Consider the following 26,201-nt stretch of genomic DNA (forward strand, 5'->3'; position numbering starts at 1 on the left):
GGCGCCTGCGGTACCTGCCACAAGCAGAGCACCAACTGGACCACCGGTCGCGTCACCTGCGAAAGCTGCCACAGCACCGCGGGCGGCCAGCTCTCCGTCATCGGCAGCATCACCGCTCCTGACAAGACCATCGCGGCAACCAAGGGCCACGGCAAGGCCGGCATCGCCCAGGCCTGCTCCGCCTGCCACGACAGCAGCGCGGCCCACATCAGCGGCGTGCTGGGCGACAACAATCGTCTGCTCCCCGCCCTGGTCGGCTCCACCAACCAGGAATGTAACTACTGCCACACCAACGCCGCCAAGGTCTCCGGCGCCAAGCTCAACGTGAAGGCTCACAAGGCTTCCGGCCTGGGCTCCCTGTGCGCGGACTGCCACGACGGCCACGGTACCGTCAACACCATGATGGTGAACGGCACCATCAACGGCACCGCAGTCAGCTTCACCGGCAACAATACCTTCGCCAACGGTGCCAGGACCGGCGTCTGCCAGGTTTGCCACTCCTCGCCGACCAAGTACTTCACCAAGGCCGGCCAGCCGGTCCAGGATCACGTCGACTCCACCACCAACTGTCTGGACTGCCACGTGCACAACCCGGCCACCGGCCTCGCGTTCGTGGCCCCCGGCGGTTGCGACGCCTGCCACGGTTACCCGCCGGCACCGCGTCAGACCATCAGCGCCATCACCTTCGGCGTGCAGGGGAGCTGGTCCTCGGCCCGCTTCGAAGACTATTCCGGCGGCGGCGGCGCCCATATCGTGGCGGGACACATCAAGAAGGACGCCAAGGCCTCCGAGGGCTGGGCCAACTGCCTGCCGTGCCACAAGGGAAGCGACGCTACCCACGCCCGTGCCCTGCCCATCAGGACCCACGTGGAGAGTGTAAGCGTCGAGATCGACCCGCAATTCCGCTTCGCCAACGACACCCTCGCCACCTACACCAGCGCAACGCTGGTATCCGGCGGGAGCAACAAGTCGGGCAGCTGCTTCAACGTGAGCTGCCACTTCAAGCCAACCGCGAAGTGGAGCATCGAACGGTAAGCAGTTGAAGACGCTTTATCCGTCATAAAACAGCAGCATGTTAAAACCCCGGCGGGGGAGGGGATCCCCCCGCCGGGCTCTGAATGCAATAGCACTACGGTCAGGTGTTTTGAGATAAAGGAGTGGAAATGAGGGGCTACCGCAGACTCGGATGGTACAACCCACGAGTGATAGCTTTGCTGATGACGCTGGGTGCCGCACTCTTGGCTGGCGCAAGGGCCGAGGCCGCACCGCAGTACGACTACGGGTGCGATGCCTGCCACACCATGCCTCCTCTTGATTCAGCCAACGGGCGGCGCATTCCGGGCACCGGCGCGTTCAAGGGCAACCATGGCAGCCATGCTGACAGTAATGCCCTGTCGTGCGTCACGTGCCACGGCTCCGGCGTACTCGTGTACCAGACCGGCCATCGCACCGACGACATCAAGGTCTCCGGGAACATCAACGGTTCCGCGACGGGCAGCTACAGCCGCGCCTTCGTAAACCAGACCTCGGTGCCCCCGACTCCGCTCGGGTCCTGCTCTAACGTGAACTGCCACTTCGAGCGCACCAGCCCCGAGTGGGGGAGCACGGCCTATGCCAGCCCGGCTGACTGCAACAGCTGCCACGGTTCCTCGCTGACGGCGGGTCACCCCGTATCCGGTTCCAAGCACGGCACCTACTACGGCACCGGCACCGGCGCCTGCGTCAAGTGCCACACGGACCACAGCGCCGAGGCGAAGCCGTTTGCGCACGCCACCAGCGTGACCCACCGCGGCATTGCACTTAACTTCACCGTCACCGCAGCACCGAACAACGGCGGGAGCTACTCCGGCCCGACCAACGATTTTCTCCCGAGCCAGTCCAACACCTTTGGTACCTGCTCGGGCCTCTACTGCCACAGCGACGGTACCACCAAGACCGGTCCGTTCACTGTCAACACCGCCCCTGCCTGGGGTAACGCCACGCTGGGCTGCAACGGCTGCCACGGAGGCCCGGCGACTCTCGGTAGCCCGCTCGGCACCGGGAAACACCAGGCCCACATCAACAACCCCGGGGCCCTGGGGAGCAACTACGGCTGCGTCGAGTGCCATGCGAAAACCGCAGCGAGCGACTCCGCAATTGCCGTTACCGCTAACCACGTCAACACCTTCGTCGAGTACTCCGGCGCGAAGGCCGGCAAGAACTACTCCGGAGGCTCCTGCTCCAACACCTACTGCCACACCTCGGGCAAGAAGGGTGTGGCGGGCGTGGCCTCGACCGTCGAGCCGGGCAACCCGTCCTGGAGCGGTCCGGCCATGGTCTGCAACGGCTGCCACGGCGCCCAGCCGATGGGCACCGCCGGGGTCGCCTTCAGCTCCGTCGCGGGCGAGCCTAACTACGTGAGCTCCGGCCTTGCCGCCGCCAACAGTCATGAAAAGCACGTCGGGGCGGCGGGTGCCTCCACCTGCAACAGCTGCCATGCCAAGACCACGACCACCGGCACCAGCATCGTCGCCGGCGGCCAGCACATCGACGGCTTCATCAACTACACCTCCGGCAGCGCCAGCTTTGGCAAGAAGGCCAACAAGACCTGCTCCAACATCAGCTGCCATTCCGGCAACGGCAAGGTCCCCGTGGTAGCGGACGCCCAATGGGGCGCCACCCTCGGCTGTAACGGCTGCCACGGTGGTCCGGTCGCGCTGGGAAGCAACGTCATCAATACCGGCGCGCACACCCAGCACACGAACCAGCCCTTGGTGATCGGCGACAACATGGCGTGCGCCGAGTGTCACGCCAAGACGGTCGCCGTCGACACCGCCATCGCCACTGCGGCAAACCACATGAACAACTTCGTGGACTACTCCGGCGTCAGGGCCGGCAAGAGCGGCACCCTGGTCTCCGGCACCTGCTCCGCGACCTACTGTCACACCTCCGGCAAGAAGGGGCAGACCGGCATGGTCGCCACCGTCGAGCCCGCCAATCCGTCCTGGAGCGGACCGGCCATGGGTTGCAACGGCTGCCACGGCGCAAAAGCCATGGGCACCGCGGGGGTAGCCTTTACCTCCGTCGCGGGTGAGCCCAACTACGTCAGCTCGGGCCTTACCGCCGCCAACAGTCACGAGAAGCACGTGGGCGCCGCAGGCGCCACCACCTGCGCCACCTGCCACTCCAAGACCACGACCAACGGCACGTCCATCATCGCAGGGAGCCAGCACCTGGACCGCCTGGCCAACTACACCTCCGCCAATGGCAGCTTCGCCAAAGCGGCCAGCAAGAGCTGCTCCAACATCACCTGCCACAGCGGCAACGGCAAGGTTTCCGGCGTTTTCGACGCCCAGTGGGGCACCACCCTGGGCTGCAACGGCTGCCACGGCGGTCCGGCGGCCCTGGGTACCAGGAAACTGGCCTCCGGCAAGCACGCGGCACACATGGACCAGGCAGCCGTCCTGGGCGACAACCTCGGTTGCGTCGAGTGCCACTCGAAAACCGTTTCCAGCGACTCGGCTATCTCCACCCCGCTCAACCACCTGAACTCCTTCGTGGACTACTCCGGCGTAAGGGCAGGCAGGAGCACCACCTACAGCGGCGGCACCTGCTCCGCCAGCTACTGCCACACCTCCGGCAAGAAGGGACAAAGCGGCATGGTGGCCACGGTCGAGCCGGCAGCCCCCTCCTGGAGCGGCCCTGCCATGGGCTGCAACGGCTGCCACGGTGCGAAAGCCATGGGTACCGCCGGGGTCGCCTTCAACTCCATCGCGGGCGAGCCGAACTACGTGAGCTCCGGCCTCGCCGCCGCCAACAGCCATGAAAAGCACGTCGGCGCCGCCGGCGCCAGCACCTGCTCCAAGTGCCACGCGAAGACCACCGCAAACGGCACCACGTTGATCGCCGGTAACCAGCACCTGAACGGCTTCGCCAACTACACCGCCGCCGACCTGAGCTTCGGCAAGAAGGTGAACAAGACTTGCTCCAACATCAGCTGCCACTCGGGCAACGGCAAGGTCGTCTCGGTCGCCGATGCGCAGTGGGGGGCAAGCCTTGGCTGCAACGGCTGCCACGGCGGTCCGGCTGCCCTTGGCAGCAACATCATCAACACCGGGGCGCACAACTCCCACATCAACCAGCCCTCGGTGCTCGGGGACAACCTGGTGTGCGCCGAATGCCACTCCAACACCGTCTCCAGCAACACCGCCATCGGCACCCCGGCAAACCACATGAACGCCTTCGTGGACTACTCCGGCGCCAAGGCAGGCAAGAGGAGCACCGTCATCGCCGGCACCTGTTCCGCGACCTACTGCCACACCTCCGGCAAGAAGGGACAGGCCGGGATGGTCGCCACTGTCGAACCGGCGGCTCCGAATTGGAGCGGGCCGGTGATGGGCTGCAACGGCTGCCACGGCGCGCAACCCATGGGTACCGCGGGTGTCGACTTCGCCTCCCAGGCCGGCGAGCCCAACTACGTGACCGGCGGACCGGGCGCCGCCAACGCCAACTCCCATAAGAAACACGTGGGGGCGGCGGGTGCCACCACCTGCTCCAACTGCCACTCGAAGACCACGACCAACGGCACGGCCATCATCGCGGGGAGCCAGCACCTGGACCGCCTGGCCAACTACACCTCCGCCAACGGCAGCTTCGGCAAGGTCGCCAACAAGACCTGCTCCAACATCACCTGCCACAGCGGCAATGGCAAGGTGGTGGGCGTGGCCGACGCCCAGTGGGGCGACACCCTGCTGTGCAACGGCTGCCACGGCGGCCCGGCGGCCCTGGGCACCAGGAAGCTCAACACCGGCAGCCATGCGCAGCACATGGATCAGGCCACCGTCCTGGGCGACAACCTGGGATGCGTCGAGTGCCACTCCAAAACGGTCTCCAGCGACTCGGCTATTTCCACCCCGGCCAACCACCTGAACAACTTCGTCGACTACTCCGGCGCCAAGGCGGGCAGGAGCACCACCTACAGCGGCGGCACCTGCTCCGCCACTTACTGCCACACCTCCGGCAAAAAGGGACAGACCGGGATGGTGGCGACTGTCGAACCGGCAGCCCCCTCCTGGGGGGGCGCGGCCATGGGATGCAGCGGCTGCCACGGCGCGAAAGCCATGGGTACCGCCGGGGTCGCTTTCAATTCCGTCGCCGGCGAGCCGAACTATGTCAGTTCCGGCCTCGCCGCGGCCAACAGCCACGAAAAGCACGTCGGCGCAGCCGGCGCCAGCACCTGCGTCAAGTGCCATGCGAAGACCACCAGCAACGGCACCACCTTGATCGCCGGTAACCAGCACCTGAACGGCTTCGCCAACTACACCGCAGCCGACCTGAGCTTCGGCAAGAAGGTGAACAAGACCTGCTCCAACATCAGCTGCCACTCAAGTAACGGCAAGATCGTCTCGGTCGCCGACGCGCAGTGGGGCGTAAGCCTTGGCTGCAACGGCTGCCACGGCGGCCCGGTCGGCCTCGCCACCAACAGGATCGCCACCGGCGCCCACGCGCAGCATACCAACCAGGCCTCGGTGATCGGCGACAACCTGGCATGCGTCGAGTGCCATGCCAACACGGTCACCAGCGACACCACCCTGGGCGCCGCCAACCACATGAACAACTTCGTGGACTACTCCGGTGTCAGGGCGGGCAAGAGGAGCACCGTGGTCGGCGGGACCTGTTCCGCGACCTACTGCCACACTTCCGGTAAGAAAGGGCAGCCCGGCATGGTGGCCACCATCGAACCGGCGGCTCCCAACTGGAGCGGCACCGGCATGGGATGCACCGGCTGCCACGGCGCGCAAGGCCTGGGTACCGCCGGAGTCGAGTTCACCAGCGTAGCCGGCGAGCCTAACTACACATCCGGCCTGCCGGGGACCGAGAGTGCCAACTCCCACAAGAAGCACGTGGGGAGCGGCGGGGCAGCGACCTGCGTCTTCTGCCACTCCAAGACCACCAGCAACGGGATTGCCATCATCAGCGGCAGCCAGCACCTGAACGGCTTCAACAACTTCACCTCGGGTGGCGGCAAAACCTTCTACAAACGCACCAACAAGACCTGCTCCAACATCAGCTGCCACTCCGGCAACGGCAAGGTGGCAGGCGTGGCCGACGCCCAGTGGGGCGCCACCCTCAACTGCAACGGCTGCCACGGCGGCCCGGTGGCCCTGGGCACCAACATCCTTGCTACCGGCTCGCACCCGCAGCACGTGAACACCGGCTCCGCCGCGACCAACTACGGCTGCGTTGAGTGCCACGCGCAAACTGTCTCCAGCGATACCCAGATCTCCAACACGCTGCTCCACGCCGACACCTACGTGAACTACTCCGGCGTCAAGGCCGGCAAGAGCAGCACCTATGTCGGCGGCGTCTGCTCCGCCAGCTACTGCCACAGCTCCGGCAAGAAGGGACAGACCGGGATGGTGGCCACCGTGGAACCGGCCAGCCCCTCGTGGGGTGGTACCGCCCTGGGCTGCAACGGCTGCCATGGCGCCAAGGCCTTCGGCACCGCCGGGGTCGCCTTCACCTCGGTTGCCGGCGAGCCGAACTACACCAGCGGCTCCCAAGGATCCCCCAGCGCCAACTCGCACCAGAAACACGTGAGGGCAGCCGGCGCCGCCACCTGCGTGCTGTGCCACAGCAGCACCGTGGATGCAACCGGCACCCAGATCATCGGCAACCACACCAACAAGGTGGCCGACGTCCTTAACGGCGGCACCGCCACCTTCGGCTACCCGGGCGGCAAGACCTGCACCAACGTCTCCTGCCACGCCGGCACCGGCTACACCGCCACCAACGCCGTCTGGGGCGCGACCCTGGACTGCAAAGGGTGCCACGCCACCCTGTCCGGCGCGCACACCCGCCACGTCGGCACCGCCTGGGGCACCCTGCCGTTCTACAACTACACCGCCAACCTCTCCAGCGGCTCCGACACCGACGGCGTCACCTGGAGGGCCTACGGCTTCGGCTGCGCCAACTGCCACCCGGTCACCCTGGCGAACCACATGAACGGCAGCGTAGAGGTGGAGCTGAACACCGTCACCGGCGCCAGCACGCTCAGGAAGAAGAACACCGTAGCCGGCCTGATCGGCAGCACCGGCCTCGGTACGGTGGCCTGCTCCAACGTCTACTGCCACGCCGACACGACCACCCCGCAGTGGAACCAGACCTACACCGCAGCCACCCGCTGCTCGGGTTGCCACGAAAACGCGCCGAGCACCGACTCGCACGCGGCGCACGCGGTCGGCATCCACTACGACGACATATTCAGCGGCACGAGCGGCCTGCTCCCGGCTGCCGGCGCCGTCGGGGTGAACGCGGGGCACGGCGACCCGGCACAGTCGACCACCATCGGCTGCAACATCTGCCACTACACCACGGTCAACGTGGCCAGGAACAAGTACAACAGCTCCTGCTCCACCGTGGCCTGCCACGGCAATACCACCGGCAACAACGCCGACGCCCTGGGCGCCTCCAGGATCACCAACCTGGCCAACCACGTCAACGGCAGGAACGACATCGCCTTCGTGCCGAACGCCTACATGAAGTCGAAGGCCCAGGTCACCGACGCCGCCTTCGTCAACTACACCGGCGGCGTCGCGGGGTGGAACAAGACCCGTACCTACAAGCAGGGCGTTACCTCCTACGATACGTCGAAGAACTACCTGACCGTGGGCACTTACTCCAACGGCAGCTGCTCCAACATCGTCTGCCACAGCGGCAACGCCGTACACTGGGTCAACGACTTCGGCGGGGCACGCGATTGCACCATGTGCCATCTCAACCTGTAACCACGTCCCCCCCGGGCTCCGGCCCGGGAGGGGTGAAGAGCACCCGAGTTCCGATACACAGCGGCAAAAAAGATGGGGAAGAGGTCACTATGAAAAAAGCAGTAGCAGATGCACGAAACCAATCGCAGCGCCCGGAGCTGGCAGATTACACGCCGTCCACGGAGATCTTCGGGAATGTGAGCGGTCGTGTGCGCATGAACCTCATGGCGTTTGTCTTGATGACACTGCTGTTTACCGGATTCTGTGTCACTTCCTGCTTGGTGCCGGAAAACGCCAACGCGTTTCCGGCCAAGTATTCCTCCTGCAGCGCCTGCCACTCGCAGGTTGACCCGGACGGGACCGTCACCACCGCTATCAACGGTATCGTCGGCACTTCGGTGACGGTGGCTCCGGGAGGTAGCTTCGAGGTGGACTGGAAGGTGACCAACGTGACCAACGCGGCTGGCGGCCAGGTCGGGGTTGGCTTCGAGATCAACCTGCCGACCGGCTGGGGGCTGGCCAAGGGTACCGTGAACTCGCCGGCGATTCCCGGCTGGAACGCGGTGTGGGATGCGGCCGACGGCGTCCCCGCCGGCTGGGCGACGGCCAACAGCTACAGTACGGCGACCGAATTTCCGGCTAGCCCGGTTGGTTACACCATCAACTACGACGCCACCGCCTGGGACACTGGGAGCCGGAACGCGGCCTATGACAACGCCGCTGCAGGCAAGGACCTGGACGGCATCGCCGACAACATGGGTACTGACGCCATTGTGACGGTCCCTGCCGGCACGGCAGCCGGGACCTACACCATTGTGGTGCTGGGCGTCGGTCACGACTCCGCGAGGTCGCATGTAGAGCAGGCAATCACGGTTACGGTATCTTCCGGCGGGGGGGGCGACACGACCAAACCTGTGGTATCGGCCGGCTTCGCCGCCACCACCCCTTCGCTCTCCAAGACCATCCCTGTTTCCGGCTTCGCGGCGACCGACAACACCGGCGTGACCGGCTACATCATCACCACCAGCTCCACCGCACCCCTTGCCGGCGCAGCAGGCTGGACCGCCTCGGCTCCGACCAGCTACACGGTAGCCACCGACGGCAGCTACACCCTCTACCCCTGGGCCAAGGACGCCGCGGGGAACGTTTCCAACGTCTACGGCTCGCCGGTCGCGGTGGTGGTCGACTCGACCAAGCCGGTGGTTTCGGCGGGTTTCGCCGCCACCACGCCGTCCTTGTCGCGCACCATCACGGTCTCCGGTTTCGCCGCGACCGACGCGAGCGGAGTTACCGGCTACATGATCACCACCAGCTCCACGGCACCGCTCGCCGGCGACGCGGGCTGGCTCGGCACCGCTCCGACCAACTATACGGTCGTCTCCGACGGGAGCTTCACCCTGTACCCCTGGGCCAAGGACAGCTACGGCAACGTCTCCGCTGTGTACGGCTCTCCGGTCGCCGTAGTGGTCGACACGGTGAAGCCGACGGTGTCGAGCACGGTGCCGGTTAACGGCGCCACCGGTACCACCCTGAACGGTACGGTGACCCTGAACTTCAGCGAGACTGTCAACTGCACCACGGTGACCACCGGCACGGTGACCATCTCGCCGGCGGTCGGCTGGACCAGAACCAGCTGCTCCGGGACGCAGGCCGTGTTCACCCCGTCCGGGCAGGCGAACTCCACCAGCTACACGGTGACGGTGGGCGCGGCGGTGGCGGATACTGCCGGCAACACGCTGGCCGCCAGCTACCCCTTCAGCTACACCACCTCCGCACCGGCTCCGAACAACGCTCCGGGCGTGCCGGCAACGCTGGTGCAGTACAAGAGCGACGGGGCCACGGTGCTGACGAAGGGCCTGTACACCAGCCTGACCACGCTGGTCTTCAAGGGAACGGTGACCGACCCGGACAGCGACACGGTGCAGCTTGACATCGAACTCGCCGACGTCTCCGCCGGTTTTACCGGCACCCCGACCTGCAGCAGCGCCCTGGTCACCAGCGGCAGCACCGCAGCCGCGACCTGCAGCGGTATCCCCAACGGCCGGTTCAAGTGGCAGGCCCGTGCCACCGACAGCAAGGGCGCGACCGGCAGTTGGACGCAATACTAGGAGTGGCACTCGATGGAATTCGATAGCATGAGGATCAAGATGACTAGTTCGAGAGCTGAAAATAGGGCAACAACATTCCGTTCACTGTCCAACACCCTGCTGGCCCTGTTGTTGTTTGGCCTGTTCGTTCTGCTGGCGCTGCCGCGGCCTGAGGCCCTGGCACAGCCAACCAGGAACTCTACCTGCCTTACCGGCAACTGCCACGTCGCCACATCGACGACAGCCAGCCTCGCCTGGGGCATCATCTACAAAGGAATCAAATACCCGTCTTCGCCGACGACCTTGACCGTCGAAGCCGGGACCTCCTTCGAGGTGGAATGGATTGCGACCGGGATGACCTATGCCGCGAGCAACACGGGGATGTCCTTCGTGGTAGGTCTCCCATCGGTCACGCCGACCGCATGGAGCATCAGTAGCGGTACCGCCACCAACGCCGGCATTACCGGTTGGAACACGGTATGGGACTCCGTGGGCGGCTGGAACTGGCGCACCGGGACCGTCCTTGACACAAGTGCTACCTGGCCCAGTTCGCCAATCGGCTACAACATCGACTATTCCGGCTCCCCGCTTTGGGGGGCTTCGTCCGGCGCAGCCTACGACGACGGCTCCACCACCACCCCGGGCGACAAGGACGGTGTGGCAGACAAGATGGGAACCGACGTGGTGATCAACGTGCCCGCCACTACCCCTGCTGGCACCTACACCATCTACGTGGCCGGTGTAGGCCACTACTACACCACCAAGAGCACAAAGGCCAACAAATCCCAGGCAATCACCATCACCGTCACCGCCCCGAATTCGGACAGTACCAAACCGGTGGTCTCGGCGGGCTTTGCCGCCACCACCCCCTCGGCATCCAAGACCATCACGGTTTCCGGCTTTGCCGCCACGGACAACACCGGCGTCACCGGCTACATGATCACAACGAGCACCACAGCGCCCCTTTCCACCGATGCCGGTTGGCTTGCCACTGCGCCTGCAAGCTACACGGTTGCCGCCGACGGCAGCTACACCCTGTACCCCTGGGCCAAGGACGCGGCCGGCAACGTCTCCGCCGTCTACGGTGCACCGGTCGCGGTGGTGGTCGACTCCACCAAGCCGGTGGTTTCCGCCGGCTTCGCCGCCACCACCCCGTCGCTGTCCCGTACCATCGCGGTCTCCGGGTTCGCGGCAACGGACGCCCGCGGCGTTACGGGTTACATGATCACGACGAGCGCCACCGCTCCGCTTGCCACCGACGCCGGCTGGAACGCCACTGCACCGGCCAGCTACGCTGTGGCCACAGACGGGAGCTTCACCCTGTATCCCTGGGCCAAGGATGCAGCAGGCAACGTCTCCGCCGTCTACGGTTCCCCGGTCACGGTACTGGTCGATACGGTGCGCCCCGCCGTGACGAGTTCCGTCCCGAACACCGGCGCCACTGGCATCACCCCGGACAGCACTGTCACCCTCAACTTCAGCGAGAACGTGAACTGCGCCACGGTCACCACCAGCAGCGTGACCATCTCGCCTGTCGTCACTTGGGCCAGGACCAGTTGCTCCGGCAGCCAGGCCGTCTTCACCCCGACCGGCCAGACGGGCTCCACCACCTACACCGTCACCGCGGGGACCGGCGTCACCGACAGCGCCGGCAACGCGATGGCCAGCTCCTACCCGTTCAGCTACACCACCGCGGCCCCCATCGTCCGCCCCGACACCGCGATCAGCGCCCCGGCGGCAGCTGCCGTCCTGACCGGCAGCCCGGTGGCAATCACCGGTAGCGCGACTGCAGGCACCAACGCCATCGGCTCAGTGCAGGTCTCCACCAACAACGGCTCCACCTGGAGTGCGGCAACCGGTACCGCTTCCTGGTCCTACTCCTGGACTCTGCCCAGCGAGGACTACGTCTCCCACACCGTCCTGGCCAAGGCGGTGGACAGCGCCGCCAATGAGGACACCACCCCCGCCTCGGTCACCGTGATCGTCGATACCGTGGCCCCGGCTGGCCTTGCCAACTCGGCCCCGGCCAACCTGGCCACCAACCAGGCGCTCACCACGTCGCTGAGCTCCGGTGTCGCAACCGACGCCAACGTGAGCGGCGCGGTGCAGTACTTCTTCGAGCTGGCCACCGACAGCGGCTTCACCACCGGCGTGCAGCAAAGCGGCTGGCAGACCACCAGGACCTTCGCACCGACGCTTGCCGGCGGCACCACCTACTACTGGCACGTGAGGGCGAAGGACGCCGCCGGCAACACCGGCGCGTACACCACCACCTGGAGCTTCACCACCATCGCTCCGACCGCACCGAACGCACCGTCCGCCAGCCAGTACCAGGCCGACGGCAGCACCGCCATCGCGCAGGCCGGCACCGCGACCTCCACCTCGGTGGTGATCAAGTCGACCGTCACCGACGTGAACGGCGACAACGTGACCCTCCAGGTCGAGATGATCACCAACGCCAACACCTTCTCCGGCACCGCGAACTGCTCCTCGGTCGCTGTTGCCAGCGGCTCGACGGCCAGCGCCACCTGCTCCGGGCTTACCGACGGGCTGGCCTACAAGTGGCGCGCCCGGACCACCGACGGCACCCTGAGCAGCTCCTGGGTAGATTTCGGCGCCAGCAACCCCGACTTCACCGTCACGGTTCCCAACACCACCCCGGCCGCACCGACCGCCCTGGCCCAGTACCAGGCTGACGGCACCACCGCCATCGCCACCGGCGGCACCGCCTCCAGCAACGTGGTGGTGATCGGCGCCACCGTCGACGGTGGCAACTCCGACCCGGTCCTCCTCGAGGTCGACCTCAACAACGACGGCATCGCCGACTGCGCGAGCCCCTACGTCACCGGCCCGGCCACCGCCAAGGCCACCTGCAACGGCCTCGCCGACGGCTCCTACGACTGGAGGGTGCGCGCCAAGGACAGCAAGGCAGTAGCCAGCGCCTGGACCGCCTTCACCGGCACCCCGGACTTCACCGTAGCCACCGGCCTCGACTTCGGCGTCGACACTACGCCGCCTGCCGACGGCATCGCGAGCGCATCCTCCGGCGACGGCTACATCAGCATCAGCTGGACGCAAGCCACCGACGCGGGCGCCGGTCTCGACCCGGTCAACAGCTACAAGCTTGTGAAATCCAACGTGTCCTCCCCGGCCGATTGCTCAGCCGCAGCACTCTACACCGGCAACGGCACATCATACTTCGATACCGCCGTGGTGAACGGCACCACCTATTACTATAGGGTCTGTGCCGTGGACGAGGTGGGGAACCTGTCTGCAGGCGTCACCGTCTCCGGGTCCCCGTCGACCATCGCGCTGCCGGATACCACCATCAGCACCCCGGTTGCCAACGCAGTTATCACTACCGGTCCGGTATCCATCACCGGTACCGCGAGCGCCGGCGCCAACCCGCTCGCGTCGGTACAGGTCTCCACCAACAATGGCACCACCTGGGCTGCCGCCACCGGCACCACCGCATGGTCCTTCACCTGGGCACCGTCCACCGAGGACTACGTGGCGCACACCATCCTCGCCAAGGGTGTCGACAGCCTCGGCTACGCCGACGCCACCCCGGCGCAGGTTACCGTCCGCGTGGATAACGTTGCCCCGGCAGGGTTGAACAACTCGGCACCGGCGAACCTGGCCACCGCCGTCGCGCTCAACGCCTCGCTCACCTCGACCGCCGCCACCGACGGCAACACCTCGGCCGCGGTGCAGTACTTCTTCGAGATCGCCACCAACTCCGGCTTCACCACCGGCGTGCAGCAGAGCACCTGGCAGACCGGCACCACCTTCACCCCGACCCTCGCGCCGGGCACCCAGTACTTCTGGCACGTGAAGGCGAAGGACGCCGCCGGCAACAGCACCGCCTACACCACCACCTGGAGCTTCACTACGGGCGTGGTGGCGCCGGAGACCGTCCTCTCGGCACCGACCGCCGGCACCGTCTTCTCCACCTCGCCGGCGACCATCAGCGGCACCGCGAGCGCCGGCACCAATCCGCTGGGCTCGGTACAGGTGTCCGTGAACAACGGCACCTCCTGGAACACTGCCACCGGCACCGGCTCCTGGAGCTACTCCTGGACCCTGCCCGCCGAGGACTACGTAGCGCACACCATCCTGGCGCGCGCGGTAGACAACGCCGCCAACGCGGACCCGACGCCTGCCAGCGTTGCCGTCTACGTTGACACCGTGGCCCCGACCGGGTTCGCCAACTCGACCCCGGCCAACCTCGCCACCTCCGTGGCCGCGACCACCTCGCTGACCACGACCGCGGCGACCGACGCCAACATCACGGCATCGGTGCAGTACTTCTTCGAGATCGCCACCAACTCCGGCTTCACCACCGGGGTGCAGCAGAGCACCTGGCAGACCGGCCTCTCCTTCGCGCCGACCCTCGCCTACGGCACCACCTACTACTGGCACGTAAGAACCAGGGACGCCGCCGGCAACATCTCCACCTACAGCACCACCACAAGCTTCACCACCGCGGCGGCCGTCACCACGGTCGGCCAGGGGACCGGTGAGATCAGCCTCACCATCCCGCCGGGCGCCACCGAGATGGACCTCGACACGTTCACCCTCGCAACCCAAGCGGGGACAGATACGGTCACCGGCATCACCGTGACGCTGGCCAACGGTACCTGGGCCGGCATCGCCACCCTGAACGTCACCGACGACACCGGCACCACCATTTACGGCAGCGCCAACCCGGCGTCCAACACGGTGGCCATCACCCTGACCACCCCGATCACGGTGACCACCACCCCGACCCAGTACGTCCTGGTGATCGACGCCAAGACGGCGACGTCCATGCCGGCACCTCCGGGCGCCACCTACGCCGTAACCGGCACGGTGACCGCGATCACCTGCAGCAACCCGAAGGCATACAACGACACGGCCTCGGCCACCGTCACCATCGACAACCTCTCCCCGGCGAACGTCACCGCCGCGGGCGGTGCTGCCGGCATCGCCTCCAACTCGCTGTACTGGACCAACCCGGCTGACTCCGACTTCGCCGGCATCGTAGTGTTGCGCAAGGCCGGCAGTGCCGTCACCGATACCCCGGTTGAGGGGGGTAACTACCTCACCGGCAACATCATCGGCTCCAGCACCGTCGCCTACGCGGGGAGCCTGAACAACTTCATCGACGCGCCGCTGACCAACGGCACGGTCTACTACTACAAGATCTTCGCGCTCGACTCTCGCGGCAACTACTCGGCAACCGGCGTCGCCGTCGGCCCCTACACCCCGGTACGCACCGCCTGGGCCAACAGCCCGATGCTGCACACTTCCACCACCACCGGCTCCACCAAGTGGAGCGCCAACGGCGGCTGGGGCGAGCCCGGCAAAAAGTACGGCGGGTTCAGCTGCTCCACCTGCCACAACATGAGCACCGCCAACATCATGCGTATCGCCACCAGCGTGGCGACCGGCGACGGCAGCAACTGGGCCACCAACAACAGCCCGACCATCGCGGTCTCGTACCTGAACCCCGCGACCGACAAAGGAAATGACTCGACGCACGCCACCTCGAACCGCATCTGCGAGGTCTGCCACAGCGCGACCAACTTCCACAAGTACAACAACGCTGCCGCCAACCATAACGGCACCGTGAACTGCACCCAGTGCCACTCGCACAACGCGGGCTTCAAGGGCTCCGGCGGCAGCTGCCTCCTGTGCCACAACTCGCCCCGCGGCGTGCGCCAGCAGGTTGTCGGCGCGACGCTCGGGACCACCGGCGACGACTTCGTGCGTCCGTCCAGGCATATCAAGAACACCACGGTCAAGAACGTGGACTGCATCATCTGCCACGCCGAGGGTGACACCACCTCCACCGAGACCTCGGTGAAGCAGGTCAGCCTGCACGGCACCAGCGGCGCGCCGATCCTGTTGAGGAACGTGGACAGCCAGGCCAACCCCGGCACCGCAGGCACCAACTACTGGTCCTGGCCGGGACGGCGCGCAGGCGGCACCACCATCACCTCCGCCGACCGCGACAACATGGACCGCTTCTGCGTCAACTGCCACGACTCCGACGGCGCCAGCACCATCACAGTCGACACCGCCGGGACCGCAATCACCACCGGCACCGCGCTGGCCAGGAAGCTGACCCCGTTCAACCCGCTGGACGGCGGCTCGCCGCTGAACGTCAAGTCGCAGTTTAACTCCGGCAACGCGGTGGGCAGCGCCTACGCCAGCCATCACAACCTGAACATCTACACCAAGCGCTACACCGCGACCTACGCCTCCACCTACGCCTCCCGCGGCGGCTGGACCGGCACCTCAAAGGACGGCGCGGCGATGACCTGGGACACCGGTCTGCACTGCTCCGACTGCCACCTGAACGAGAGCAACGCCCACGGCGCGAGGAACGCCACCAGGATGCTGCAGGATAAAAACGGCGCCGACGCGGCAGCTTCCAACACGAACGATGGCACCGCCACTTTCGTTTGCTACCGCTGCCACTTGAGCACCGTGTATAACTACAGCAACGTGACCGTGACCGGCAAGGCGCGCATCGAACACAGCAGCTTCGACAACGTGCCTTGGGGACCGGGTACCTACAATGACCACGGCATCGTTTGCCTCAACTGCCACATGGGCGGCGGGGTTAACAACATCGGCGGCATCCACGGTAACAACCGCAGTATCACCACGCTGACCCAGGGTGCCACCAAGAGCTACCGCTTTATCTACGGTGGCCAGCTCGGTCTTAACATCTCCGAGGCCAACTGGGCTACCACCACGGCTCCTTCCTGCTATACCGCCTCCTCCACCTGGGGCGGCGCCTGCAACAAGCACGACAGCTCCGCAGGCACCGGCAGGATCGGCACGCCGAACTATGCAAGACCGCTGCAGTAGCAAGCTGACAGCATAGAGCACCACCCAGACAGTGCAGGGACTGCGATACCGGTTACGCCGCTCGCAGCCCCTGCACTGTTTTTCATTGCCAGACCGGATTACGAACTTGATATTTGCGCTGTCAGTACGGTATCTTGATGCCGTCATCTCAGCTTCAGTTAATCTGCGGAGGCTGTTCTGCCCAGAGCAACCCTTAAGACATACCTGCTTGCGCTCTTGATCCCATTGGCCCTCTTCCCCTTGGCGAGTGTTGCCTGTGGCGACGCGGCGTACTTGCGTTACCTGCTCGCCAGGGCGGTCCCGTCGCTGGGTGAAAGTGACCGGATCAAGGTGGCGGTCACGGAGTTCAACAACCGCTTCATGGACATCTACGCCTCGCAGGGGGACAAGCGCGGTATCGGCGCCGTGCCGGCCACGGTCGCCATGCGCCACAGCCTGGTGACCGATGCCGGCTCGCTCTGGATCGGAGGGCAGGTGCTGGTGTACGACATCGCTTCGCTCGATTTCCGCAGCGTCAAGCAGGACGGGCCGTTGAGCGCCACCGTGCTGGTCAAGGAAGAGTGGAACTACCAGTACAAGGACGGCAAAACCTACAAGGAAGTCGGGCAGGTCCACGGTACCGGCGCGCTGATGCGCTACCGCCTGGTGCAGCAGGGGGGGAAGTGGTTGGTGCAGGCCTGCGAACCCGTGCGGGGATCGGATAAAGGGGTGAAAAAGGGTGCCTAGCCTGCAGAGCAAAAACATGATTGCCATGGCTACCCTTGGCCTCGCCCTGTCTCTGTTGTTCTGGTCCCTGGTGCTCGTCGTTGCCGGCGCCGTAAAGCCGGGGTGGCAGATGCTCGACCTCACCGTGGTCCGGTTCTGGGGATTGCTCCTTGCGGGGGGGATCGTGGCCAGCCTGGTCACCGCGCTGCTGCAGCGGTCCCGCACCCAGCTTTGCCTCTGCCTGGCGGCGCTCATACTGCTGCTGACGACTACCTATGCCTACCTGTTCCACTTCGATGGAGCGCTGAGCCTTGCGGAAGGAGAGAGCTACGAGCCGTTTCCGACCTCCTTCAGTTCCGGCCACAAGGGGGCGCTGGCTCCCTTCCCCCAGGCTTCCTTCACCCTGACGCGGGTCGAGCCCGACGGGAAGAAGGGGCGGGCCGTAATCGTTCAGAAGGGAGTCGGCACCGAGATCGACACCATCTGGCGCAGTCTGGGCTCCAGCGAGATCCGCTTCAAGGGGGCGGCGCTGGCACCGCTCATCGTGGTGAGCAGCAAGGAAAAAGGGGAGTTGGAGCGCTCCTACGTCAAGGTGGATCTGAGCCAGGGCGAGCAGGTCTTTGAATTCGACACCCTGCCCTACCAGTTCCTTTTGCGCCGGGAGCCCAAAGGCGACGGGAATGATCTTTTCCACCTGGAGGTACGGCGCGGCAAGCTGAGCCTTTTCGACGGGAGTGCCACGCTGGGACAGAAGGTGGCGGTGCAGGGGATGGAGGTCAGCATCGACGACCATCGCAAGTTCGCCCTCCTGGAGATCCGTACACGGCGCGGGCTGGTGGCGCTGCAGGCCGCGGCCGTGCTGTTCGCTGTGGTAGCGGTGCTGGCAGTGGTGAGACGAAAAGCTATTTAACAGGGATAAAAGGGATGCAAGGGATACAAACAAAGCGTTTTGGTTTCCATCCCCTTTATCCCTTTTATCCCGGTGAGTCATGTATTTACGTGAGGTGACCCTTTGGCCTACTACGAAGCGATATGTTTCTGGCTCTCCCTGGTTCTCTACGCACTCGCCAGCGGCGGCAACATCTACGCACTGGTCTTCCGGAACCAGAAGGTGGTGCCCAAACTGCTGGTCCTCATCACGGTAGGCTTTGTCGTGCACAGTGGCGCCATCGCCGCCCGCTACGTCGCGCAGGGGCACATGCCGTGGAGCGCCGATTACGAGAACGGCCTGATGGGAGGATGGTTCATCATCCTGTGCACCCTCTACGTCGCCTGGCGCCAAAAGCCGCTTCGGGTCCTTTCGGTGGCGACGGTGCCCACCGCAATGCTGATCATGGGCTACGGGGTGATGCGCAACCCGACCCTCGCCCCCATGGCCGCGACGCTGAAATCGTTCTGGCTCGCCATCCACGTCTATTTCGCCTGGCTCTCTTTCGGCGCCTACGTTCTCGCCATGGCCGCCGGCGTCATCTACCTGCTGAAGGAGCGCGCGGTACGGGAAAGGGGACAGGCACCTGCGGAGCCAGTCCCCGGGCGCTTCGACGACATTAGTCCGGAGCGCCTGGACGAGCTGATGTTCCGCTACCTGGTCTTCGGCTTCATCACCAACGCCATCATGATCGCCGCGGGCTCCATCTGGGCCAAGGACCTCTGGGGATCGTACTGGAGCTGGGATCCGGTGGAAACCTGGTCGCTCATCTCCTGGCTCATGTATGGCGCCGCCATCCATCTCAGGGTCACCATGGGGTGGCGCGGCACCCGTTTCTCCTGGCTCATGATCGGCGCCCTGATCACCGTGCTCATCAACCTGTTCGGTGTCGCCGTTTTGATGAAGACCACGGTCCACGTCTTCAGGTTCTCCTAGATCCCCGATGCTCAACTCCGTCTTCAGATATCTCGGCTCGCTGCGCTGCACCATCTGGCTCATCGTCTCGCTGCTCGCAGTCTTCTCCATCGGCTTCTTCCTGCCCCAGCGCTCGCTGGTGGGGAAGGACGCCTACTTGAAGTGGGCCGCTTCCGAGCCCTTCCTGGGCAAGATCGACCAGGCGCTGCACCTGACCGAGATCTTCACGGCTCCCGTGACGCTGGCGCTTTGGGTCGCGTTCTTTGTCAACCTCCTGCTGGTGATGCGGCAGCGCATCCCGCTCGTTTTGGCGAAGATCAAGGCCGATCCCGAAAAAGCGCTCAAGGCCCAGGGTGGCTCGGGCCTGTGCTACAGCATCGAGCTGGACGAGGCGGCCCAGGAGCGGCTGCCGGAAATGCTGGCCGGCTTGGGGTATCGGCTCTACGGCAGCACGGGGCGCTTTCTGGCGGTCAAGAACCGGTTGTCGCCGCTTGCTTCTCTTTTGTTCCACCTGAGCTTCTTCCTGCTCCTTGTGGGGTGGCTGCTCGCCTTCTACACCCGGTTCAACGGGTTCGTCGACGTGGCGCAACATGAGCCGTTTCTGGGGCAGATCTCCCGCTACAACGCCTCACCGAGACTTCCCAAGCTGGGCAGCCCGCCGCAGATCAAGCTTCAGGTCGAGTCGGTGCTGCCGGAGGTCACCCAGGGGGTGGTCACCGACATCAAGGTCACCTTCAAGGACGAGACCGGGCGCAGCCACGAAATCGGGATCAACAGGCCCTACAAGGACGGGTACGCCTCCGTGCTGTTCAACGACCTCGGCATTTCGCCGCTCTTCGTGCTGGAGGACGCGAGCGGTCGCGAGATCGACGGCGCCTACGTGAAGCTGGACGTGCTGAAGGGGAAAAAGGACCACTTCTCCATGCAGGGATACCGCGTCGATGCCCTGTACTATCCCGACCACGCCGTCGTGCAGGGCAAGGACACCACCCGCTCCGAAGAATTCAAGAACCCCGCTTTCCACCTGGAGGTGAGCAGGGGAGGGAAGCCCATCGCGGCGGGCACGCTGCACCCCGGCGAGGCCCTGCAACTGGACGGCGTGCGTCTCGGTTTCAGGGAACAGAACTTCTGGGTCCGGCTCCTGGTGACCCAGGAGTACGGCCGGGATTTCATCTATGCCGGTTTCCTGGTGGCGCTGATCGCGCTGGGCTGGCGGCTCATCTATTACCGCCGCGAGTTGACCGGCGTGGTGCAGGAGACGGACGGGAAGCGCATCCTGCAGTTGACGGCCAAAGGCGACTTCTACAAGGCGCTGGCCCAGGATGAGTTTGACCGGACGGTTCAGAGACTGGGTAACTGGGTGAAGACATGAAACTCGTTCTTATCTCTCCCCCGTTCGGTGAAAAGGGGCAAAAGTCGAAGGGGCTCCCGATCGCGCCTCCGGTGCTGGAATACCTGACCGGGCTGACGCTGCAGGTTCGCCCGGACGTCGAGGTGCAGCTGATCGACGCCAACAAGGAGGTCTTCGACCCGGACCGGCTCGACGCCGACCTGATCGGCTTCACCGTGCTGACGCCGCAGGCACCCTGGGTGTACCGGGTGTCGGATCGGCTGCGGGCACAGGGAAAACAGGTCCTTTTGGGCGGCATCCACGTCACCGCGCTCCCCGACGAGGCCGCCCGCCACGCCGATGCCATCGTGCTGGGCGAGGCGGAACAGATCTGGAAGGGACTTCTGGATGACGCCGAAAAGCGGAGCCTGAAGCCGGTGTACCAGGGGGGCTTCCCGGAGCTGAAGGGGCTGCCCCACCCGGTCACCAACCTCTGGAATACCAACTACGTCTACGGCTACTTCCAGACCTCGCGCGGCTGCCCGCACCGCTGCACCTTCTGCTCGGTGCACGAGTTCTTCGGCGGCAAGGTGCGCGTGCGCCCCATCGACGAGGTGGTCGCCGAGATCGCCGCCAGCAAGAGACGGCTTTTCTGGGGCATCGACGACAACGTCTGGGGCGTCAACATGAACTACACCATCGAGCTCTACGGCGAGATGGGCAAGAACCTGACCGGCAAGTCCTGGTTCGGTTCCGGCGACCTGGTCTCCGTGGACCACCCCCGCTCGGCGGAACTGTTGAAGAACGCCAGGAGCGCCGGGCTCACCGCGGTCCTGGTCGGGTGGGAGTCGAACAACATCGGCAGCCTCGAAGAGTACAAGGCGACCAATAAGCAGGGGCGCCAGCGCCGCGACGCCATCAAGAAGATCCGCGACGCCGGCATCGAGGTCATGCTGTTCATGATGATCGGCGGGCGCCAGGACCGTCCCGAGGACTACGAGGGGATCCTGAAGCTGTGCGACGAACTGAAAGTATCGGCGCACCCGGTGATGACCACCCCCTTTCCGGGGACCGAGCTTTACAAGATCTATGAGCCGTACCTGATTCCGGGGCACGACTGGGACTCCTTCGACGGCAACCACGCGGTCTTCTCGCACGACGATCCCGCCATGAGCGTGGAGTTCCGCGAGGACGCCATCGTCAAGCTGCGCGCCGAGCTGTTCACCATCCCGCGCATCCTGTCGCGCATCCCGCAGGTGGGGTGGCGCGGTTTCCCCATGTCGCACATTACCTCATGGATGATCCAGTACCCGCAGGGGAGGGCGTTCAAGCAGTTCGCCCGTGAACGGGAAGAGTTGAAGGCAAAGGGAGTGCTTTAATGGACGCAATGAACCAGTACCTCACCTCGCTGCTGCAGCAGTCCCCCTGGCTCGGGGTCGCGGTAATGATGAACAACTACTTCCACGACGTAGCCACGGCCATGCTGGCGGCCTCCGCCTTCTGCCTGTACGCGGTGCACCGGGTCGAGGCGTCGCTGGGTACCCCCGAGGCGGCACTCTTTTTCCTGAAGACGCACCGGCTCATGGTGAGGTTCTTCCGCTTCGCATTCTGGTGGATCATTTTGGGCGGCGTGCCGCGCACCATCTTCTACGTGAGCTTCGAGTGGAACCACTTCGCCGACAAGCAGCAGGTGCCTGCCCTGATGGTGAAGCACGTGCTCATGGTGGTCCTGGTGGTGTGGGGTGTCATGGCCTGGAGTAAGCTGAAGGCCAAGGTCGCCCGCCTCACCGACAGCCTGCCCGCGGAACTGCGCGCAACGCTCAAGGGGGATAGCTGCGGATGCTGATCCGCATCCTGAAAAGCTCATTCCTGAAGCGCCCGAAACCGGTGCTCCTGGTGCTTCTGTCCATCGTCATGGGCTCGGCGGTCGCCACCGCCTTCCTGGGGATTTCCGGTGAGCTGTCGCACAAGATGGCGCTGGAGCTCAGGAGCTACGGCGCCAACATCGTCCTCGAGCCGGCGGCGGGGGAGGCCGGGTCGCTCAAATCCGACGACCTCCCCAAGATCAAGACCATCTTCTGGAAACACAACATCGTCGGCTTCGCCCCCTACCTCTTCGGGCAGGTCGATTTCGGCTCCGCGGCGGGACGGCAGCGCGGTGTTGTGGCCGGCACCTGGTTCGGCAGGCCGCTGCAGGTGCCGGGAGAGCCGGACTCGATCCAGGGGGTCAAGGTCACCGCACCCTGGTGGGAACTCGACGGGCGCTGGCCGGAGACCCCGGACGAGGCGGTGATCGGCGCGGCGCTGGCCAAGCGCCTGAAGGTAGCCCCTGGTTCCGACATCACTGCTGCAGCCGCCGGGAAAAGCCGCACCTTCCACATCGTCGGGGTCGCCTCCACGGGCGGTTTCGAGGAAGAACAGCTCTTCGCTCCCTTGGCGGAAGTGCAGACCCTTTTGAACAAGCCGGGGCAGCTCTCGCGCGTGCTGGTGAGCGCCCTCACCGTCCCCATGGACGACTTCGGCCGCAAGAACCCCTCCCGCATGACCCGCGAGGAATACGAGAAGTGGTACTGCACCGCCTACGTCACCTCGGTGGCCAAGGGGGTGGAGGAAGTGATGGGGGGCAGCCGCGCCAAGCCGATCTGGCAGATCGCCAGCGCCGAAGGGGCGCTGCTCAAGAAGCTGGAGAGCCTGATGCTGCTTTTGACCGTGCTGGCGCTCTTTTCCGCCGCCTGCGCCGTTTCCTCGAGCCTCATGGCCGCCATGGCCAAACGAAGCCCCGAAATCGCCCTGATGAAGACCATGGGTGCCGACCGGTTCCAGATCGCCGCCATCTTTCTGGGTGAGACCCTGGTCATCTCCCTCCTGGGGGGATTGCTGGGCTACCTGGCTGGGGACCGGCTCGCCGTCGTCATCAGCCGCACCGTCTTCGATTCCACCGTAACCTCCCCGTTGTGGCTCTTCCCGACCGCCATCGGCGCCGCCCTGGTGGTGGCCCTGGCCGGGAGCGCGGCTCCCTTGAAAAGGGCGCTCGCCGTCGAGCCGGTGCGGGTGCTGAAGGGATGATATGACCAGGCGCCGCTGGCTTGCCCATATCGTGTTGCGTGCCCTGGTCCACCGCTGGGGGCGCACGCTCTTGCTCCTGGCCGTACTGACCCTGGCCTCCAGTCTTGCCACTGCCCTGGGACTCGTCTCCGCCTCGATGAAGGCGCGGGTGGCCGAGGAAACCAGGAAATACGGCGCCAACCTGGTCATCATGCCGGAGAGCGCGCGCGTCGAGGTGGGAAGCGGCGGGCTGCGTTTCGGCGCCGTCGGTGAACCCTCCTACCTCTCCCAGGACCAGGTCCTGGCCGCGCTGGCCAAGAGTGGAGTGAAAGGGGACTACTCCTTCCACCTCAAGGGGGCGCTCACCCTGAAGGGGGTGCAGATCCCGTGCGAAGGGGTGGATTTCACCCAGGTGCGCCGGCTCTCGCCGTGGTGGCAGGTCGCCGGGGACTGGCCCAGGGCAGGGGAAGTGCTGGGAGGCAGCGATTTGACCCCGCGCTACCACGTCCACACCGGTGATCTTTTTGATTTCGACGGGGGAAAGAGGCCGTTGCGGGTGCGGGTCGCCGGCCTGGTGAGTACCGGCGGCGAGGAGGACGGCACCCTCTTCATCGACCTGAAGGAGCTGCAGGACCAGATGGGACGCCCGGGTCAGGTGAGCCAGGTGCGGCTGCTGGCCGACACTGGCAAGGGGAGCCTGCAGGAGCAGGCGGCCTCGTTGCAGCGCTTCCTGCCCGGCGCCGTCGTGAAGGAGTTGCGCCAGGTAGGGCGCACCAGCGAGGAGTTGCTGGGCAAGGTACAGCTTCTCATGCTGCTGGTAACCGCCGTGGTGCTGGTGACCGCCGGGAGCAGCGTGGCGGGGACCATGAGCACGGCCGTGCTGGAACGCGGCAAGGAGATCGGCCTGCTGAAGGCGATGGGAGGTTCACGCTGGGATCTCCTCAAGATCTTCAGCGCGGAGGCGCTGCTGCTTGGGGTGGGCTCCGGGGTAGGGGGCTTCCTGTTGGGCGGCCTGATCGCGAAGTTCGTGGCGAGCAGCGTGTTCGCCGCGGATGCGGCGCTCCGGTTGGAGTTCTTCCCGGTTGCCGTAGGGGTGAGTCTGCTGCTGGCATTGGCGGGGAGCGTCGGGCCGCTGTTGTCCGTGTTCAAGCTTGACCCGGTGCAGAGTTTGAGAGGCGAGTAATCGCGCCTGTCCACCCCTCGCCCTCACCCCGACCCTCTCCCAGAGGGAGAGGGAGATGATACAGGCAAGGCGCCGGGGGGATGAAAGGCCGAAGAGAGAGAACCCAGGTCCCCTCCCCCGGAGGGGGAGGGTTAGGGAGGGGGAGGTTTGCAGTTTACCAACTTCCCCCCTCCCAACCTCCCCCCTCCGGGGGGAGGAGCTCGAAACGAGAGGGCAACCGCATGGCTGCTGCCATTATAGAAACATCCCAACTAACCCGAAGCTACGGCGACATCTGTGCGCTGAAGCCCCTGGATCTCTGCGTCCCCGAGGGTGAGTGGCTCACGGTGATGGGGCACTCCGGTTCCGGCAAGAGCACCCTTTTGAACCTGCTGGGGGGGCTGGACCGTCCTACCGGCGGCTCGATCTCGGTGCGCGGCACCGACCTCGCCACCCTCTCCGAGGACGGCCTGGCCCGCTTTCGCCGCGACTGCGTCGGCATCATCTTCCAACAGCACCACCTGATACCGTACCTGACCGCGCTGGAGAACGTGATGATGTCGCAGTACTTCCACAGCGTTCCGGACGAGGCCGAGGCGCGCCATGCCCTGGAACGGGTGGGGCTCGGGCACCGGCTCAAGAACCGCCCCGGCGAGCTCTCCGGCGGAGAACAGCAGCGGGTCTGCATCGCGCGCGCCATCATCAACTCCCCGAGGCTGCTCCTGGGCGACGAGCCGACCGGCAACCTCGATCACAAGAGCACCACCATGGTGATGGAACTTTTGCGCGATTTACGCGACGAGGACCGCTTCAGCATCGTCATGGTCACCCACAACCAGGAAGTGGCCGCCTGGGGGGACCGCACCATCCACATGGATGACGGCTGCCTAGTGCGCGAAGAAAGGACCAAAGGGTGCTGACGGCGCTCAAGGTGATACCCCAGCTCGTCTGCTGGGCAATCCTGGTGCCGGTGCTGGCGCGTGGATTGGCTGTGCGTGGTGCGGCACTCGCCGCCGGGGCAGGATTCGTCGCAGGTGTAGCTGCACAGAACCTGCTTTTAGCGTATGGAGGTGGGGAACTTCCATTCCGTCTGCCGCGTGCCATCGGCGGAATTTTGTTCCTCCTGCTCTGGGGCGCTTCAGTTTGGTCCCTGTATCGCCGTGAGACCCGCAACGTTTGGGAAGGGTCTCCCGCGGTCGGGGAAGGGTCTCCCGCCGTTCGGGAAGGGGCTCCCGCGGTTGGGGAAGGGTCTCCCGCGGTTCGGGAAGGGTCTCCCGCGGTTCGGGAAGGGTCTCCCGCGGTTGGGGAAGGGTCTCCCGCGGTTCGGGAAGGGTCTCCCGCGGTTGGGGAAGGGTCTCCCGCGGTTCGGGAAGGGTCTCCCGCGGTTCGGGAAGGGTCTCCCGCGGTTCGGGAAGGGTCTCCC

At 65.5% G+C, this 26,201-nt stretch carries 13 protein-coding genes and 1 pseudogene; all 14 read left to right on the forward strand.

Going from position 1 to position 26,201, the window contains the following annotated elements; genetic code table 11:
• Nucleotides 1-1,035 (forward strand): annotated as a pseudogene (locus JFN91_RS21430) (CxxxxCH/CxxCH domain c-type cytochrome); the annotation flags it as partial.
• 182 nt (nt 1,036-1,217) lie between these two features.
• The gene (locus JFN91_RS21435; RefSeq protein WP_268898728.1) at nt 1,218-7,766 is read left to right on the forward strand and encodes a CxxxxCH/CxxCH domain c-type cytochrome; all 6,549 of its coding nucleotides are present in this window, start codon (nt 1,218-1,220) and stop codon (nt 7,764-7,766) included.
• Nucleotides 7,767-7,855: 89 nt separating this feature from the next.
• Nucleotides 7,856-9,853, forward strand: a complete 1,998-nt coding sequence (locus tag JFN91_RS21440) for an Ig-like domain-containing protein (protein WP_199391180.1) — start codon at nt 7,856-7,858, stop codon at nt 9,851-9,853.
• Nucleotides 9,854-9,892: 39 nt separating this feature from the next.
• Nucleotides 9,893-16,693: an Ig-like domain-containing protein gene (locus tag JFN91_RS21445; protein WP_236015303.1), complete on the forward strand. Its 6,801-nt coding sequence runs from the start codon at nt 9,893-9,895 to the stop codon at nt 16,691-16,693.
• Nucleotides 16,694-16,966: 273 nt separating this feature from the next.
• Nucleotides 16,967-17,419: a hypothetical protein gene (locus JFN91_RS21450; RefSeq protein WP_236015304.1), complete on the forward strand. Its 453-nt coding sequence runs from the start codon at nt 16,967-16,969 to the stop codon at nt 17,417-17,419.
• A 16-nt stretch (nt 17,420-17,435) separates the two neighbouring features.
• On the forward strand, nt 17,436-18,308 hold the full coding sequence (locus tag JFN91_RS21455; RefSeq protein WP_199391181.1) for a hypothetical protein: 873 nt from the start codon (nt 17,436-17,438) through the stop codon (nt 18,306-18,308).
• A gap of 102 nt (nt 18,309-18,410) precedes the next feature.
• The gene (gene ccsA, locus JFN91_RS21460) at nt 18,411-19,262 is read left to right on the forward strand and encodes a cytochrome c biogenesis protein CcsA (protein WP_199391182.1); all 852 of its coding nucleotides are present in this window, start codon (nt 18,411-18,413) and stop codon (nt 19,260-19,262) included.
• A gap of 7 nt (nt 19,263-19,269) precedes the next feature.
• On the forward strand, nt 19,270-20,613 hold the full coding sequence (locus JFN91_RS21465; RefSeq protein ID WP_199391183.1) for a cytochrome c biogenesis protein ResB: 1,344 nt from the start codon (nt 19,270-19,272) through the stop codon (nt 20,611-20,613).
• Nucleotides 20,610-21,950: a B12-binding domain-containing radical SAM protein gene (locus tag JFN91_RS21470; RefSeq protein WP_199391184.1), complete on the forward strand. Its 1,341-nt coding sequence runs from the start codon at nt 20,610-20,612 to the stop codon at nt 21,948-21,950. The genes JFN91_RS21465 and JFN91_RS21470 overlap by 4 nt, the downstream gene beginning before the upstream one ends.
• Nucleotides 21,950-22,417 (forward strand): hypothetical protein, encoded by a 468-nt coding sequence (locus JFN91_RS21475; RefSeq protein ID WP_199391185.1) that lies wholly within the window; start codon nt 21,950-21,952, stop codon nt 22,415-22,417. The genes JFN91_RS21470 and JFN91_RS21475 overlap by 1 nt, the downstream gene beginning before the upstream one ends.
• Nucleotides 22,411-23,637, forward strand: coding sequence for an ABC transporter permease (locus JFN91_RS21480; RefSeq protein WP_199391186.1), 1,227 nt, complete (start codon nt 22,411-22,413; stop codon nt 23,635-23,637). The genes JFN91_RS21475 and JFN91_RS21480 overlap by 7 nt, the downstream gene beginning before the upstream one ends.
• A 1-nt stretch (nt 23,638) precedes the next feature.
• Nucleotides 23,639-24,799: an ABC transporter permease gene (locus tag JFN91_RS21485; RefSeq protein ID WP_199391187.1), complete on the forward strand. Its 1,161-nt coding sequence runs from the start codon at nt 23,639-23,641 to the stop codon at nt 24,797-24,799.
• A gap of 221 nt (nt 24,800-25,020) precedes the next feature.
• On the forward strand, nt 25,021-25,698 hold the full coding sequence (locus tag JFN91_RS21490) for an ABC transporter ATP-binding protein (protein WP_199391188.1): 678 nt from the start codon (nt 25,021-25,023) through the stop codon (nt 25,696-25,698).
• A gap of 318 nt (nt 25,699-26,016) precedes the next feature.
• Nucleotides 26,017-26,201 (forward strand): hypothetical protein (locus JFN91_RS21945; RefSeq protein ID WP_215907485.1); only part of this gene is annotated, 185 nt, incomplete at its 3' end.

The organism is Geomonas anaerohicana (assembly GCF_016458305.1).
Taxonomy (GTDB): Bacteria; Desulfobacterota; Desulfuromonadia; order Geobacterales; family Geobacteraceae; genus Geomonas; species Geomonas anaerohicana.

Excerpts from the sequence above, each read along its gene's own strand:
- JFN91_RS21435 (WP_268898728.1), top strand. The coding sequence starts at position 1,218 with ATGACGCTGGGTGCCGCACTCTTGGCTGGCGCAAGGGCCGAGGCCGCA.
- JFN91_RS21440 (WP_199391180.1), top strand. The coding sequence starts at position 7,856 with ATGAAAAAAGCAGTAGCAGATGCACGAAACCAATCGCAGCGCCCGGAG.
- JFN91_RS21445 (WP_236015303.1), top strand. The coding sequence starts at position 9,893 with ATGACTAGTTCGAGAGCTGAAAATAGGGCAACAACATTCCGTTCACTG.
- JFN91_RS21455 (WP_199391181.1), top strand. The coding sequence starts at position 17,436 with ATGATTGCCATGGCTACCCTTGGCCTCGCCCTGTCTCTGTTGTTCTGG.
- JFN91_RS21465 (WP_199391183.1), top strand. The coding sequence starts at position 19,270 with ATGCTCAACTCCGTCTTCAGATATCTCGGCTCGCTGCGCTGCACCATC.
- JFN91_RS21470 (WP_199391184.1), top strand. The coding sequence starts at position 20,610 with ATGAAACTCGTTCTTATCTCTCCCCCGTTCGGTGAAAAGGGGCAAAAG.
- JFN91_RS21475 (WP_199391185.1), top strand. The coding sequence starts at position 21,950 with ATGGACGCAATGAACCAGTACCTCACCTCGCTGCTGCAGCAGTCCCCC.
- JFN91_RS21480 (WP_199391186.1), top strand. The coding sequence starts at position 22,411 with ATGCTGATCCGCATCCTGAAAAGCTCATTCCTGAAGCGCCCGAAACCG.
- JFN91_RS21485 (WP_199391187.1), top strand. The coding sequence starts at position 23,639 with ATGACCAGGCGCCGCTGGCTTGCCCATATCGTGTTGCGTGCCCTGGTC.
- JFN91_RS21490 (WP_199391188.1), top strand. The coding sequence starts at position 25,021 with ATGGCTGCTGCCATTATAGAAACATCCCAACTAACCCGAAGCTACGGC.